Origin of the sequence: Curvibacter soli (genome assembly GCF_029211125.1) — a bacterium.
In the GTDB taxonomy this organism is placed as follows: domain Bacteria; phylum Pseudomonadota; class Gammaproteobacteria; order Burkholderiales; family Burkholderiaceae_C; genus Curvibacter_A; species Curvibacter_A soli.
In genome coordinates this window covers 43791-58935 of the sequence record NZ_JARGEN010000012.1, presented here as the reverse complement: position 1 = coordinate 58935, position 15145 = coordinate 43791, and the positions used below count along the sequence as shown (strand labels likewise).

The 15145-nt window shown below is 70.3% G+C and carries 13 protein-coding genes and 1 other RNA gene; 2 read left to right on the top strand and 12 right to left on the bottom strand.

The annotated features are described in order from the left end of the window. Positions 1 to 153: 153 nt before the first annotated feature. From rimO to PY257_RS02090, 7 genes are all read right to left on the bottom strand, one after another. Entirely contained in the window at positions 154 to 1545 is a 1392-nt protein-coding gene (gene rimO / locus PY257_RS02120; protein WP_275738285.1) for a 30S ribosomal protein S12 methylthiotransferase RimO, read from the bottom strand. Positions 1546 to 1573: 28 nt separating this feature from the next. Beyond that, the gene (gene phaR / locus PY257_RS02115; protein WP_275738284.1) at positions 1574 to 2107 is read right to left on the bottom strand and encodes a polyhydroxyalkanoate synthesis repressor PhaR; all 534 of its coding nucleotides are present in this window, start codon (positions 2105 to 2107) and stop codon (positions 1574 to 1576) included. Positions 2108 to 2279: 172 nt separating this feature from the next. After that, positions 2280 to 2681 carry an MAPEG family protein gene (locus tag PY257_RS02110; protein WP_275738282.1) on the bottom strand — a complete coding sequence of 134 codons (402 nt, stop codon included), beginning with the start codon at positions 2679 to 2681 and terminating at the stop codon, positions 2280 to 2282. Between the two features lie 72 nt (positions 2682 to 2753). After that, positions 2754 to 3347, bottom strand: a complete 594-nt coding sequence (gene recR, locus PY257_RS02105; protein ID WP_275738280.1) for a recombination mediator RecR — start codon at positions 3345 to 3347, stop codon at positions 2754 to 2756. A 181-nt stretch (positions 3348 to 3528) separates the two neighbouring features. Beyond that, on the bottom strand, positions 3529 to 3861 hold the full coding sequence (locus PY257_RS02100) for a YbaB/EbfC family nucleoid-associated protein (RefSeq protein WP_275738278.1): 333 nt from the start codon (positions 3859 to 3861) through the stop codon (positions 3529 to 3531). Between the two features lie 35 nt (positions 3862 to 3896). Beyond that, on the bottom strand, positions 3897 to 5849 hold the full coding sequence (gene dnaX, locus PY257_RS02095) for a DNA polymerase III subunit gamma/tau (RefSeq protein WP_275738276.1): 1953 nt from the start codon (positions 5847 to 5849) through the stop codon (positions 3897 to 3899). Positions 5850 to 5895: 46 nt separating this feature from the next. Next, the gene (locus PY257_RS02090) at positions 5896 to 6495 is read right to left on the bottom strand and encodes a nitroreductase family protein (protein WP_275738274.1); all 600 of its coding nucleotides are present in this window, start codon (positions 6493 to 6495) and stop codon (positions 5896 to 5898) included. A gap of 174 nt (positions 6496 to 6669) precedes the next feature. Between PY257_RS02090 and ffs the strand changes: the two genes are divergently transcribed. Next, an RNA gene (ffs, locus tag PY257_RS02085) (signal recognition particle sRNA small type) lies at positions 6670 to 6766 on the top strand. A 105-nt stretch (positions 6767 to 6871) separates the two neighbouring features. On the opposite strand, the gene PY257_RS02080 is transcribed toward ffs, so the two are convergent. Continuing rightward, positions 6872 to 8215: a TIGR03862 family flavoprotein gene (locus PY257_RS02080; RefSeq protein ID WP_275738272.1), complete on the bottom strand. Its 1344-nt coding sequence runs from the start codon at positions 8213 to 8215 to the stop codon at positions 6872 to 6874. Beyond that, positions 8212 to 11610 (bottom strand): UvrD-helicase domain-containing protein, encoded by a 3399-nt coding sequence (locus tag PY257_RS02075; protein ID WP_275738270.1) that lies wholly within the window; start codon positions 11608 to 11610, stop codon positions 8212 to 8214. The genes PY257_RS02080 and PY257_RS02075 overlap by 4 nt, the downstream gene beginning before the upstream one ends. 168 nt (positions 11611 to 11778) lie before the next feature. Between PY257_RS02075 and PY257_RS02070 the strand changes: the two genes are divergently transcribed. Continuing rightward, complete coding sequence (locus tag PY257_RS02070) at positions 11779 to 11967, top strand: hypothetical protein (RefSeq protein ID WP_275738268.1); 189 nt, start codon at positions 11779 to 11781, stop codon at positions 11965 to 11967. Positions 11968 to 11971: 4 nt separating this feature from the next. Here the strand turns inward: PY257_RS02070 and PY257_RS02065 are convergent, their stop codons facing one another. From PY257_RS02065 to PY257_RS02055, 3 genes are all read right to left on the bottom strand, one after another. After that, positions 11972 to 12949, bottom strand: coding sequence for a branched-chain amino acid ABC transporter permease (locus PY257_RS02065; protein ID WP_275738265.1), 978 nt, complete (start codon positions 12947 to 12949; stop codon positions 11972 to 11974). 18 nt (positions 12950 to 12967) lie between these two features. Next, positions 12968 to 13852 (bottom strand): branched-chain amino acid ABC transporter permease, encoded by an 885-nt coding sequence (locus PY257_RS02060; RefSeq protein ID WP_275738264.1) that lies wholly within the window; start codon positions 13850 to 13852, stop codon positions 12968 to 12970. An 87-nt stretch (positions 13853 to 13939) separates the two neighbouring features. Further along, positions 13940 to 15136 carry an ABC transporter substrate-binding protein gene (locus PY257_RS02055; RefSeq protein WP_275738387.1) on the bottom strand — a complete coding sequence of 399 codons (1197 nt, stop codon included), beginning with the start codon at positions 15134 to 15136 and terminating at the stop codon, positions 13940 to 13942. Positions 15137 to 15145 lie beyond the last annotated feature (9 nt).

The following is a 15145-nucleotide window of genomic DNA, read 5'->3' as shown; positions in this document are numbered from 1 at the left end:
GGGGCTTTCGGCCTGAAAAGCCGCTGCAACCGCAGCGGCTTTTTTGTTGGCGCCGCACCCGCGCGCTTGCCACCCACGGCCGCCCACTGGCATGCCCCAAGCAAGATGCGGGCAAGGCGCTCGGCGGCGGGCGGCACATGCGGGCGGCGGGGGTCATACGGGCAATGCAACCAGGTCATGGCCCTGCGTGCCCACGATGCGGGCGCGCGTGAATTCGCCCACTTTCAAGGTCTTGCTGATCTTCTCGGGCGGCAGCAATTGCACCGTACCGTCGATCTCCGGCGCGTCGGCGTAGCTGCGGCCCACGCCGCCCTTGCGCCCCAGGCCCGGCGCCGCATCCACCAGCACCTGCATGGTCGCGCCCACGCGCCGCCGCAGCCGCGCCGTGGAGACTTCTTCGGCCACGGCCATGAAGCGCGCGCGGCGCTCTTCGCGCAGTTCCAGCGGCAGCATGCCGGGCAGTTCGTTGGCCGCCGCGCCGTCCACCGCGCTGTAGGCGAAGCAGCCGGCGCGGTCGATCTGCGCCTCGCGCACGAAATCCAGCAGGTGCTGGAACTCTTCTTCGGTCTCGCCCGGGAAGCCGGCGATGAAGGTGCTGCGCACGACGAGTTCGGGGCAGGCATCGCGCCAGCGCTCGATGCGCTCCAGGTTCTTCTCGCCGCTGGCCGGGCGCTTCATGCGCTTGAGCACGTCCGGATGGCTGTGCTGGAAAGGCACGTCCAGGTAGGGCAGCACGTGGCCCGTTGCCATCAGCGCGATCACCTCGTCCACGCTCGGGTAGGGATACACGTAGTGCAGCCGGACCCATGCGCCATGCGGCGCCGCCAGGTCGCCCAGCGCCTGCACCAGGTCGAGCATGCGCGTCTTCACGGGCCGTCCGTCCCAGAAGCCGGTGCGGTACTTCACGTCCACGCCGTAGGCGGACGTGTCCTGGCTGATGACCAGCAGCTCCTTCACGCCGCCCTCGAACAAGGCGCGTGCCTCTTTCAGCACGTCGCCCACGGGCCGCGACACGAGGTCGCCGCGCATCGATGGAATGATGCAGAACGTGCAGCGGTGGTTGCAGCCCTCGCTGATCTTCAGGTAGGCGTAGTGCCGGGGCGTGAGCTTCACGCCTGCTTCACCGAACGCGCCCGGCACCAGGTCCATGAAGGGATCGTGCGGCTTGGGGCAATGGCTGTGCACCGCGTCCATCACCTCCTGCGTGGCGTGCGGGCCGGTCACGGCCAGCACGCTGGGGTGCATCGCGCGCACGAGGTTGCCGCCGCCTTCGGCGCTGCGGGCACCCAGGCAGCCCGTGACGATGACCCGGCCATTGCCGGCCAGTGCTTCGCCAATGGTGTCGAGGCTTTCCTTCACGGCATCGTCGATGAAGCCGCAGGTGTTGACGATGACGAGGTCGGCGCCTTCGAAGGTCTTGGAAGTCTGATAGCCCTCGGCGCTGAGCTGCGTGAGGATGAGCTCGGAGTCCGTCAGCGCCTTGGGGCAGCCCAGACTGACGAAACCGACCTTGGGCGTTTTCGTGGGGGAAAGAACTTCGCTCATGCCCCCATTGTCCCAGGTATCCGCCGGGTCAGCGTTTGAGCCCGAATGCGCCGAGCATTTGCGCGGCCTGCTTCTGCATCTGTTCCTGCATCTGCTGGAACAGGCCGCGCGACTGCTCCACGTAGTTGCCCAGCATGCCCTGCATCAGGGGCGACTGCCCATTCATGAACTGCGGCCACATCTCGGGCGTGAGGTTCTGCGACTGTTCGGCCAGCTTGGCCTGCATGTCGGTGAACGCCTGCACGTTCTTTTCGATGTACGAGCCCATGAAGCCCTGCATCGCGTGGCCGTAGAAGCGGATGATGTTGGCCAGCGCCGCCTCGCTGAACATGGGGGCCCCGCCGGCCTCTGCCTCCAGGATGATCTGCAGCAGGATGCTGCGCGTGAGGTCGTCGCCGGACTTGGCGTCGCGCACGACGAAGGGCTCGCCCCGCATCACGAGCTGCTTCACCTCGGCCAGCGTGATGTAGGCCGATGTCCTGGTGTCGTAGAGCCGGCGGTTGGGGTACTTCTTGATGACCCGCTGCGTCGGGGCCGGCGCGGCGGCGTTCTGGTTCTGCACTTGCAAGCTCCTCGGACAGGGCGCGCGCGACCGTGCGCCTTCTGCAGACTTATTCTAGGGAGCGCCTTGTGCGCGGCGCCCGAGGAATACCCTATGCACCGATGCACGGCTCAAGGTCGGCCCCTCCTCCGCTGCCCATCGCCGCGCACTGTGCGCGGCGCACCGCTGCGCATCAGCGGTAGCCGAGGAACAGGATGCCGATGTTGACCAACAGCCCTGCCGTCCAGACGGCGCTGCGCGCCGTGGACAGGCCAGCCACGTACACCGTGATGTAGAACATGCGCAGCAGCACGTAGAGCAGTGCCAGCAGGTCCAGCGGCGTCTGCGCCGCGCCGAGCTGGTGCGCGATGACCACCGCGCCGATGAAGAACGGCAGCCCTTCGAAGCTGTTGGCCTGCGCCGCGTTGGCGCGCGCCCGCCAATCGGTCTGCCGCGCCAGCCAGCCGCGCGGATCGCGGTTGTCGAAGCGGTCGGCGCCGTACTTCGCCAGGCCGGCGCACACGATGGGCAGCAACGCCGCCACCAGCACGCACCAGTAGGCCACCGTGAAATGCGCGATGTGCAGGGTATTCATGGTCATAGGTCTTTTTGGCCTCCAGCGCAGGTATATATTGCGCTTGTAGCTACTAAAACAATAGCAATCCAGTCACCGCCGGTCCACCAGCGCATGCGCAATGGTGCCCAGATCCACGTATTCCAGCTCGCTGCCCGCGGGCACGCCGCGCGCCAGCCGCGTGACGTGCAGGCCACGCGCGCGCAGCGCCTCGCCCAGCACGTGGGCCGTGGTCTCGCCCTCCGCCGTGAAGCTGGTGGCGAGGATCACCTCCTGCACCGTGCCGTCGCCCGCGCGCTCCAGCAGGCTGTGCACACCGATGTCCTTCGGCCCCACGCCGTCGAGCGGGCTGAGCCGCCCCATGAGCACGAAGTACAGACCGTCGTAGGCGGCGGTGCGCTCCACCGCCGACTGGTCGGCGGGCGTTTCCACCACGCACAGGCGCGTGGGGTCGCGCCGCGGGTCCAGGCAGGTGGCGCACACCTCGGCCTCGGTGAAGGTGTGGCAGCGCGCGCAGTGGCGCACCGTGGCCGCGGCGTCATGCAGCGCGCGCGAGAGCAGCTCGGCGCCGTCGCGGTCGTGCTGCAGCAGGTGGAAGGCCATGCGCTGCGCCGACTTCACCCCCACGCCGGGCAGGCGGCGCAGCGCCTGCACGAGCGAGTCGAGGCTGTGGGTGTCGGCGGCCACGGTCGAACTGCTTCAGTTATCCGCGGCGCTGCGCGCCGCATGAAACCGCACGGTACGAAGGGCTGCGGCGCAGGCCATGCCAGCAACCGCCGCGGAGCCGGCTCTGCCAGGCCGCTGACGGTGCCCCCCGGCGGGGGGAGGCACCCTTACACGAAGCGAGGGAGCAACGGGGTGGGTCATCTCAAAACGGGAACTTGAGCCCGCCCGGCAGGCCCGGCATGCCCGCAGTGATCTTGCCCATGCGCTCCTGCGTGGTGTCCTCGGCCTTGCGCACGGCGGCGTTGAAGGCGGCGGCCACCAGGTCTTCGAGCATGTCCTTGTCGTCGGCCAGCAGGCTCGGGTCGATGGTCACGCGCTTGACGTCGTGCTTGCAGGTCATGAGCACCTTGACCAGGCCCGCGCCCGATTCGCCCTCGACCTCCACGTTCGCAAGCTCGTCCTGCGCCTTCTTGAGGTTGTCCTGCATGGCCTGGGCTTGCTTCATGAGGCCGGCGAGTTGTCCTTTGTTGAACATGGTGCGTGTGTCCTTTGCTGTCGGGAGGATGGGGGTCAGAGGGGCTTGATGCTGCCGGGCACGATTGTCGCGCCCCAGTCGCGCAGCATGGATTGGACGAACGGGTCGGCGTGGATCAATTCCTCGGCCGCGCGCTGGCGCTCACGCGCGGCGTGGGCGTTGCGCCGGGCGGGACTGTCGATGACGCTGCCCACCTCGACCGTGATCTGCTCGGCCAGGCCGGCATCGGCCAGCGCCGCGCGCAGGCGCTCGCGCGCGGCGGGCTGGTTGAGCGATTCGCGCTCCACGCGCAGCATCCAATGCGGGCCGTCGCGCGCCACCAACTGCGACTGCAGTGCCAGCTCGCGCACCAGCGCCGTGATGGCCTCGGCGGCGACGAGCTTTTGCACCGTGGCGTGCCAGAAATCGCCCTCCCCGGTCGGCGTGAACTGCGCCAGCGGCGCGGGCGCGTCGGCATCGGCGCGCGGCCGCTGGCGCTCGCCGGGCTCGGGCTGCTGGCGCACCGGCACGGCCACCACCTGCGCGCGCGGCGGCAGCCCGGACGCCGGCCGCGCCGGCATGGGCGCGGGGCGCTCCAGCACCGGCAGCACGCCGCCCGCGCGCTCGGCCACCGCGGGCGGCACGGCACGCGGGGCCGCCACGGCTTCGGATTCGTCGGGCGGCGGCGCCTCATCGAGCCAGGGGGGTACGTCGTCGCCCTCCTCATCGGGTTCGGCGGGTTCGGCGGGTTCGGGGTCAGGTTCGGCGGCGCCATAGGACGGCGCAGAGGCTTCGACCGCCACCGGCGCAGCCGGCGCCAATGGCGCGGAAGACGGCGGTAGCGCCGCCGCAGGCACGGCGGCCTTAGCCGGCGTCAGAGTTTTTTTTTCCGCCATGCCGCCCGCGGGCTTGAACGCCAGCAGGCGCAGCAGCGTCATGGTGAGCGCCGCGTATTCGTCGGGCGCCAGGCCCAGTTCGCCCCGGCCATGCAGGCAGATGCTGTAGAGCAGTTGGGTCTCGTCGGCGGGCATCAGCGCGGCCAGGCGCGCGGTTTCCACGGCCTCGGCGTCATGGGCATCAATCGCCTCGGCCATCTGCGGCACGGCCTGCAGCACGGCCATGCGTTGCAGCACGGTGCCCATGTCCTCCAGCGTGGAGGCGGCGGACAGGCCGTTCACGCGCAGCGCCTCGGAGGTTTCCACCACCGTCCTGCCGTCGCCCGCGGCCAGCGCATCGACCAGGCGAAACACGTAGGAGCGGTCCACGCTGCCCAGCATCTGGCGCACCGTGGCTTCCTCCAGCCTGCCGCTGCCGAAGGCGATGGCCTGGTCGGTCAGCGACAGCGCGTCGCGCATGGAGCCGCGCGCCGCGCGCGCGAGCAGCCGCAGCGCCGGCGCGTCGGCGGGGATGTTCTCGGCGGCCAGCACGTGGGCCAGGTGCTCCTGCACCGTCTCGGGCGCCATGGGGCGCAGGTTGAACTGCAGGCAGCGGCTCAGCACCGTGACCGGCACCTTCTGCGGGTCGGTGGTGGCGAGCACGAACTTGAGGTACTCGGGCGGCTCCTCCAGCGTCTTCAGCATCGCGTTGAAGGCGGTGTTGGTGAGCATGTGCACTTCGTCGATCATGAAGACCTTGAAGCGCCCCTGCACCGGCTTGTAGACGGCCTGTTCCAGCAGGCTCTGCACCTCGTCCACACCCCGGTTGGATGCCGCATCGAGCTCGGTGTAGTCGACGAAGCGGCCGCTGTCGATGTCGGTGCAGGCCTGGCACACGCCGCAGGGCGTGGCGGTGATGCCGCCCTGCCCGTCCGGCCCCTGGCAGTTGAGCGACTTGGCCAGGATGCGCGACACCGTCGTCTTGCCCACGCCGCGCGTGCCCGTGAACAGGTAGGCGTGGTGCAGGCGCTGCTGCGTGAGCGCATTGGTGAGGGCCTGCACCACATGCTCCTGCCCCACCATTTCCGAAAAGGTCTTCGGGCGGTACTTGCGGGCGAGCACGAGGTAGGACATCCGTGCAATTCTACGGGCCCCCGCAGCCGCGCACGGACGCTGCCGATCAGGACTTGAAGCCGAACCGCCCTTCCGCCGCGATGGCCGCGAGCGGCAGGCGTGGCGTGGGATTGTCGCGCGCGCGCAAGGCTTCCGGCAGCGCGCTCTTGTCGGCGCTCAGGCGTCCGATGGCCACCACCGCATCCACCGCGAAATCGTCGGGCACGCCGAGCGAGCTGCGCGCCAGATCCTTGTCGAAGCCGGCCATCGCATGCGCATGCCAGCCCAGGGACGTGGCCTGCAGCGCGGCGCTGAGCCAGGCCGCGCCGGTATCGAACGCATGCCAGCCGTTGGGCTGGGGCTCCGTGGCACCCGGCGGCAGCCCGGTCTTGGCCGACAGCACGACGAGCAGCGCCGACGCGTTCCTGGCCCAGCTCTGGTTGAACTCGTTGAGCGTGGCCAGCAGCGGCCCCCAGGCCGGCGTGCCGGCACGCGCCCAGATGAAGCGCCAGGGCTGCAGGTTGTAGGCCGAGGGCGACCAGCGCGCGGCTTCGAGGATGGACAGCAGCGTTTGCTCGGGGATCGCCTCGCCCGTGAAGGCGCGCGGCGACCAGCGGTTGAGGAAGATCGGATCGACGGGGTACTCCGGCGTGCGGGATTCGGACATGGATGGATACTCCAGAAAAATTGCGGAGATGGCGGCGGCGCACACGGCGCCGCGCGTTCCCATGGTAGGGACAAACCCGCCAGCCGCAACGAAGCCAGCGTAATAAGCAATCGCGGGCCGGGCCCAAATGGCCCCGGCGCGGATCCGCGCCGCCCAGCCGGTACAATCGGCCGTGACGGGCCTCCCCGCATGGTGAAGCGGCCAACCGGGTCAGGTGGGGAACCAAGCAGCCCTAACTGTGGAGCCAGTGCCGGGGGTAAGGCTCGTCACCTTCTTCTTTCTTCCCCTCCCCTTTTTCTTCCCCTTCCCTTTCGCCCGCAGGGCAGCCGCCGGCACGGATGGCGCGGCGTTTGCGCAGGCGCGATCGCGCGCAACCTCATGCACCCGCCAGCCAGCGCAGCGCCCCTTCGCCCGCCGCGCGGCCCGTGGCCCAGCAGGCCGTGAGCAGGTAGCCGCCGGTCGGCGCCTCCCAGTCCAGCATCTCGCCGGCGCAGAACACGCCGGGCGCGCCATGCAGCATGAGATGCGCGTCCAGCGCCTCGAACGGCACGCCGCCCGCGCTGCTGATGGCCTCGTCCACCGGGCGCGCCGCCACCACGGTGACGGGCAGCGCCTTGATGGCGGCGGCGAGCCGATCGGGCTGCGCCAGCGTTTCCGGCTCGAGCAGTTCGTGCAGTAGCGCCGCCTTGATGCCGTCGAGCCCCAGGCGGCTCTTCAGGTGGCTGGACAGGGATCGCGCCCCGCGCGGGTGGCGTACCTCGGCGGCCACGCGCTCGGGCGCGAGCGCGGGCAGCAGATCCAGGTGGAAGGTGGCGTGGCCGTGGGCCGCGATCTCGTCGCGCAGCAGCGCCGACGCGGCATAGACCAGGCCGCCTTCCACGCCCGTGGCGGTGGCGACGAATTCGCCGCGCCGTGCGAACCGCCGCCCCTGGCTGTCGGTGAAGGCGATGGCCACCGACTTGAACGGCTGGCCCGCGAAGCGTTCGGCGAAGTACGGCGTCCAGCCCGGCTGCGGCCCGGGCGCGGCGCCCGCCAGTTCGCGCAAAAACGCGCGCCGCGTCTCAGCCGCGCCCGGCAAGCCCGCGCGGCCCGCCACGTCGAAGCCGCAGTTGGCCGGCGCGAGCGGCGCCACCGGCACGCCCAGCGCTTCGAGCAGCGGCACCCAGGCGCCGTCGCAGCCCAGCCGGGCCCAGCTCGCGCCGCCCAGCGCCAGCACGGCGGCGGCGGCGGGCACTGCCACCTCGCCCGCGGGCGTGGCGAAGCGCAGCGCCTGTGGGCCGCCGGCCACGGGCGGCGCATCCCAGCCGAGCCAGCGGTGGCGCATGTGGAACTGCACGCCCGCGCCGCGCAGCCGGTGCAGCCAGGCGCGCAGCAGCGGCGCGGCCTTCATGTCGTGCGGGAACACGCGGCCCGAGCTGCCGACGAACGTCTCCACGCCCAGCCCGTGCGCCCAGGCGCGCACGGCGTCGGCGCCGAAGCGCCGCAGCAGCGGCGCGAGCCAGGGCTCGCGCGTGCCGTAGCGCGACAGGAAGGCCGGCGCGGGCTCGGCATGGGTCATGTTGAGTCCGCCCTTGCCCGCGAGCAGGAACTTGCGGCCCGCCGAGGGCATGGCGTCGTACACGTGCACCGCCCGCCCGGCAGCGGCCAGCACCTCGGCGGCCATGAGGCCGGCGGGGCCGGCGCCGATGACGGCCACGGGAAGCGGGGGGTTCTGGTTCATGGCGGGGCGTGCGGGAACAAATCGGGCTGCGCGGGGCCGGCGATGGGCGGCGCGCAAGGCATGGATTCTGCCTGCGCACCGCCATCGCCCTGCACCGCCACGACCGTGCCCTGCCCCGTGAGGAAGGCCGCGCGCACCACGGCGCCGGGGTTCAGCGCGGCCACCGCGCGGCGGTACTGCGCGAGCTGTTCCAGCAGCGCCGGCTGGCGCTCGGGCGCGGCGGCGGTCTTGTAGTCGAGCACCCACCATTCGCCCGTGTCGCGGCGGCGCACCAGCCGGTCCAGGCGCAGCAGCGCGCCCTGGTGGTGCAGTTCCACCTCGTTGCCGTGCCAGTCCAGCAGCGCGGCCTGCCAGGCCCAGGCGCCCTCGCCTTCGTGGATGCGCCGGGCCAGCGCGGCGGCTTCGGCGGCCTGCAGCGGGTCGAGGCCAAATTCGCGCGCCACGGCCTGCAACTGCGGACTGCCGTCGGCCCAGGGCGGCGGCGCATCCGCGCGCAGCTCTTCGAGCAGGCGGTGCATGGCCTCGCCGAGCCGCGCCGCCGCCGGGTCCGCGGCGTCGGGCGCGGCGCGCGGGGGCTGGGCGGCGAGTTTCATTTCCGGCGGCAGTTCGGGCAGGGTGCGCAGCAGGCAGGGCGCGTCGGCGTCCGCCGCCTGCCGCGGCGGGTCGGCGGCCTCGGCTTCGGCCAGGGCGCACAGGGGCTGGAGCCGCTGCCACCAGCTCGGCGCGGCACCGCTGCGGTGCGGCTGCACCGACGAAACGACGACCTCGCCGCGCGCGCGGGTCAGCGCCACGTAGAGGGCGTTGATCTCCTCGCGCCGGCGCTCGGCCTGCTCGGCGGCCAGCAGCGCCTCGCAGCAGGCCGGCGGCTGCGATTCGCTGGCGATGAAAGCAAAGCGCCGGGGCGCGGGCAGCTCGCCGGGCCAGTCGACGAGCACGCCCATGGTCTCGGCGCGCGGCGGCGCGGCGTCGGTGTCGAGCAGCAGCACCAGCGGCGCCTCCAGCCCCTTGGCGCCGTGCACGGTGAGCAGGCGCACGGCGCCTTCGCCCACACCGTGGCCGCCGCCTGTCTGCACCGGCGCCTGCGCCGCGCCCGCCTTGAGCGCGCGCACGAAGGCGTAGGGCGTGGCGTAGCGCGCGCCGTCGATCTGCAGCGCCGCGCCGAGCAGCGCGCGCAGGTTGGCCTGCGCCGCCTCGCGCCGCGGCGCGGGCGTGGCGGCGGCAAAGCGCGCCAGCACATCGCCGGCATGGAAGATGGCGTCCAGCGCATCATGCGGCGGCAGCGCGGCCAGCCAATCTCGGTATTGGGTCAAAACAGGCCCTAGCGCCCGCAAATCGGGCGGTAGCAGCTCCTGATTTAATAGCAATTCGAGCCAACCATGGCACTCTGGCGCGGCCTGCTTGCGGGCCAGCGCGATGCGCGCCAGGGCCTCGTCGCCCAAACCGAACAGCGGCGAGCGCAGCGCGCGCGCGAGCGACAGGTCATGCCCCGGCGAAACCAGCGCGTCGAGCAGCGCGACCACGTCCTGCACCTCGGGCGCGTCGGCCAGGCTGGTTTTTTCAGGCTGCTCCGTGGGCAGGCCCAAGCGGCGCAGTTCGTCCTGCATGACTGCCAGATGCGCGCGGCGGCGCGAGAGCACCATCACGTCCTGCGCCCGCAGCGTGCCCGCCGCCACCCGCGCCGCCAGCCAGCGCGCGGCCTGGCGGCATTCGCGCGCGCGCAGCGTTTCCTCGGGCGCCAGGCGCGGGGTGGCAAGGCTGTCGCGCCAGCCCGCCGGCTCGCCGGGTGGCCGTCCATCCTCCGCCTCGCGGACGATCTGCGGCAGGCACGACACGGCGCCCTGGGCGCGCGATTCCGTGGTGTGGGTGCGAAAGCCCGCGTACTCGCCCGCGTCCTGCGCGACCTGCAGGGCAGCGTTGACGGCGGCGATCACCACGGGCGCGTTGCGGCGCGTGTGGTCGCAGGCCAGCCGGTCGCCGCCCAGGCCTTCCACCACGAACACCTGCGCGGCGCGGAACACCTGCGGCTCGGCGCGGCGGAAGCGGTAAATGCTCTGCTTGGGGTCGCCCACGATGAACACCGCCGGCGCCCGCGCCGCGCCCGCATAGCCCGACAGCCAGGCGTGCAGGGCCTGCCACTGCAGGGGGTTGGTGTCCTGGAACTCGTCGACGAGCAACTGGCGCACGCGGGCGTCGAGCTTCTCCTGCACCCAGCCGCTGAGCACGCCGTCGGACAGCAGCACCAGCGCGGCGCGCTCCACGTCGTTCATGTCGACCCAGCCGCGCTCGCGCTTGAGCGCGGCGAATTCGGCCAGCAGCAGCCGCGACAGGCGCACCAGCCGCTGGTGGTAGACCCATGCCTCGTGCTGGCGCTGGGCGGCGCAGAGCGTTTGCAGTTCGGCCTCGGCCTCCTGCGCGGCGGCGAACTTCTGCAGGTGCGCCGTCAGCCGGTCTTGCGCCGCGACGAAGATCGCCTTGCGCAAGGCGGCCAGTTGACCCGGCCCGGCGGGCAGCAGCAGCGCATCGGCGATGGCGGCGGCGGCTTTCTGCGGGGTCTTGGCGGATTCGCGCCCCAGCGCCGCGGACCAGCCGTGCCATCGCGCGCGCGCCGCATCGCCCTGCAGGGCCTGCCAGGGCTCGTCCACGCCGGCCAGCGCCGGGTAGAGCGCGGCGAACGGCTGCACCGACGCATCGGCCACGCCCTGCGCGTCGGCCAGCGCGAACTCGGTGCGGCGCGCAAGCGCGGCCTCCAGCGCCTTGTGCGCCTGCACGCGGCCATGGCTGGCGACCAGCGCCTCGAAATCGGCGCGCGCCGCGCCGTCGGCCAGCAGCGCGCCCCAGAAACGGCGCCAGACCCGCTCCACCGCCTCGGCGTCGTCTTCGAGCAGTTCATAGCCCGTGGGAAAGCCCAGTTGCTGCAGGACGGCCAGCGGCGCGGTGCGCAGCAGCGCCGCGAACCAGCCGTGGAAGGTGCGGATTTGCACCGGCCGCCCCGCGCGCAGCAGGTTGCGCTGCAGATTTTGTAGCGCCTGGCGCTTGTCCTGCCTGCGCTGGGGGTCAATTTCTTCCACGATGCCGCGCAGGCGCAGTTCTTCGCCCAGGGCGTCGAGGGGCATGCGGGAGAATTCGGCCAGCCAGGCGTGCAGGCGCTCACGCATCTCGCCTGCGGCCTTCTTGGTGAAGGTGATGGCCAGGATCTCGTGCGCCGGGCAGCCGTCGAGCAGCGCGCGCACGATGCGCGACACCAGCATCCAGGTCTTGCCCGCGCCGGCGCAGGCTTCCACGGCCACGCTGCGGCGCGGGTCGCAGGCGATGGCGTAGAAGGCGTCGCGGGCGATGCGCTGGCCGTTGTGCTCATAAGCCAGCGCGGGCGGTTGCGAAATGGGCGGCAAGGTCATGGCCCGAAGGGTACTACCGTGGGCATGCCTTTCAGCCACCGCTGCCGCCTGGACTGGCGGTTGCTACTGGATCAGGAGCTGCCACCGCAGGCGGATAGGGCGCTGGAGCCCGATTTGGCTTGAACCTGGAAACGGCAGTTGACCGCTTTGTATCCCTTGACAAGCCGCATGAAATCAAGCGTTGACGGCTTCGATGGCGTTCGCCTCGTGGGTGAGAGCGCCATGCACCTGCCAGCACCGCGCTCGGCGCGCCATGCGGCGTTGCTCCTCCTTGCGGGCAGTAGCGCGTCGTCGCGTCTTGCCTGGCACCCCGATCACGGCACTGGCAGGCGCATCCAACTGCCGTTTCCAGGTTGAAGAACTACCGGCCCCGCCGGCGCTGCAGCAGCGCAATGATTTCACCCATCACGCCGCGGCGGAACGCCAGCACGCAGACGACGAAGATCAGGCCCGTGACCATGGTGACGGATTCGCCGAGCGTGGAGAACCACTCGATGCCCGTCGCCTGCGCCAGGACGCTGCCGATCTCGCCGAGCTTGTTCTCCAGCACCACCACGATGGCCGAGCCCAGCAGCGGCCCCGACAGCGTGCCCAGCCCGCCCACCAGCGTCATCAGGATGACCTGGCCCGAGGCGGTCCAGTGCACGTCGCTGAGCGTGGCGAAGCCCAGCACCAGGGTCTTGAGCGAGCCCGCCAGCCCCGCCAGCGCGGCGGACAGCACGAAGGCCAGCAGCTTGAAGCGCGCCGTGTCGTAGCCCAGCGAGATGGCGCGCGGCTCGTTTTCCTTGATCGCCTTGAGCACCTGGCCGAACGGCGAATGGATGGTGCGCGCGATGAGCAGGAAGGCGGCCACCGCCACCAGCAGCGTCACGTAGTACATGGTCAGGTCGTTGCCCAGATCGACCACGCCGAACAGGTTGCCGCGCGGCACGCCCTGCAGGCCGTCCTCGCCGCCCGTGAAGGGCGCCTGCAGGCAGATGAAGAACAGCATTTGCGCCAGCGCCATCGTGATCATGGCGAAGTAGATGCCCTGCCTGCGGATGGCCAGCCAGCCGAACACCAGCCCCAGCAGCGCGCCGCTGGCGGTGCCCAGCAGCAGCCCCAGTTCGGGGGTGAGATGCCACGCCTTGAGCGCATGCCCGGCCATGTAGGCCGAGCCGCCCAGGAAGGCCGCGTGGCCGAACGACAGCAGCCCGGTGTAGCCCAGCAACAGGTTGAAGGCCGACGCGAACAGGGCGAAGCACAGCAGCTTCATCATGAACACGGGATAGACGCCGAGGAAGGGCGCCGCGAGCAGCGCGAGCAGCAGCAGGCCGTAGCCGATGGTCTTGGTTTGCATAGGAGAATCGCCCCGCGCTTATTTTTCTTTGCCGAACAGGCCGGCGGGGCGGATCAGGAGGACGATGACCATGATCACGAAGACCACGGTGGACGAGGCTTCGGGGTAGAACACCTTGGTGAAGCCCTCGACGATGCCCAGGCCCAGGCCGGTGAGGATGGAGCCCATGATGGAGCCCATGCCGCCGATCACCACCACGGCGAAGACGGTGATGATGAGGTTCTGCCCCATGAGCGGCGACACCTGTATCACCGGCGCGGCCAGCACGCCCGCGAAGGCCGCCAGCGCGGCGCCGAAGGCATAGGTCAGCGTGATCATCAGCGGCACGTTGATGCCGAACGCCTCCACCAGCCGCGGGTTCTCGGTGCCGGCGCGCAGGTAGGCGCCCAGGCGGGTCTTCTCGATGACGAACCAGGTCGCAAAGCACACCACGACCGAGGCCGCGACGACCCAGGCGCGGTAATTGGGCAGGATCATGAAGCCCAGGTTGGTGGCGCCCTCCAGCGCCTCGGGCGTGTCGTAGGCCAGGCCCGATACGCCGTAGACGGAGCGGAACGCGCCTTCGACGAGCAGCGTCAGGCCCAGTGTGAGCAGCATGCCGTAGAGGTGGTCGAGCTTGTAGATCCAGCGCAGCAGCAGGCGCTCGACCAGCACCCCGAACACGCCGACGACGAGCGGCGCGAGCAGCAGCATCCACCAGTAGCCGATGCCGAGGTAGTTCATGGCCATCCAGGAGAGCACCGCGCCCATCATGAACAGCGCGCCGTGCGCGAAATTGATGACGTTGAGCAGGCCGAAGATCACGGCCAGCCCCAGGCTCAGGATCGCGTAGAACGAGCCGTTCACCAGCCCGAGCAGGAGCTGGCTGAGCATGGCGGGCAGGGAGACGCCGAAGATTTCCATGGATTGCGAAACGGAATGTCGGGAATGTCGGGTCGGACAAGAACGCCCCGGCGCGGGGCCGGGGCACGGGGGGTCAACGCCGGCGGCTTATTGCCAGAGGCTGCACTTGCTCTCGGCCTTGGTGGTGAACACCTGGTCGCCCGGCAGCTTGGCGATGACCTTCAGGTAGTCCCAGGGCTTGGTGGACTCGGCGGGCGCCTTGGCTTCCACGAGGTACATGTCGTGGATGAAGCTGCCGTCGGCGCGGATCTGGCCCTTGCCGTAGAAATCGTCGATCTTGGTGCTCTTCAGATACGCCATGACCTTGTCGGCGTCGGTGGTCTTGACCGCTTCCACCGCCTTCAGGTAGTTCCAGGTGGCGGAGTAGTCGGCGGCCTGCACGTCGGTGGGCATGCGCTTGGTCTTCTCGAAGAAGCGGGCGGCGAACTTGCGCGTGGCGTCGTTGAGGTCCCAGTACCAGCTCGTGGTGTGCAGCAGGCCCTGGGTGTTCTTCAGGCCCAGGCTGTGGATGTCCGACAGGAACACCAGCAGGCCGGCGGTCTTCATGGTCTTGTTGATGCCGAATTCCTTGGCCGCCTTGATGCTGTTGATGGTGTCGCCGCCTGCGTTGGCCAGGCCCAGGATCTGCGCCTTGGAGCTTTGCGCCTGCAGCAGGAACGAGGAGAAGTCCGACGCGTTGAGCGGATGCCGGACCGAGCCGACCACGGTACCGCCCTTTTCCTTGACGACGCGCGCGGTGTCGGCTTCGAGGGCCTGGCCGAAGGCGTAGTCGGCGGTCAGGAAGAACCAGCTCTTGCCGCCCTTGTCCACCACCGCCGCGCCCGTGCCCTTGGCCAGCGCCACGGTGTCGTAGGCGTAGTGGATGGTGTAGGGACTGCACTGCTCGTTGGTCAGCACCGAGGTGCCCGCGCCGTTGTCGATGAAGACGCGCTTCTTCTCCTGCGCCACCTTGGCCATGGCTAGCGCCACGCCCGAATTGGTGCCGCCGAAGACCAGGGTGATGCCCTGGGTGTCGATCCATTCGCGCGCCTTCGACGCGGCGATGTCGGCCTTGTTCTGGTGGTCGGCGCTCAGCAGCTCGATGGGTTGGCCCAGTACCTTGCCGCCCAGGTCATCGATGGCCATCTGGATGGCGGTTGCACCGCCCTTGCCTTCCAGGTCGGAATACAGGCTGGACATGTCGGTGATGAAACCGATCTTCACCTTCTCTTGCGCCTGTGCCGTGGCCGCGGCCATCCCGGCTGCCGCGAGGGCAATGGCCAGTACCTTGAATTTGTATTGCATGGTTGTCTC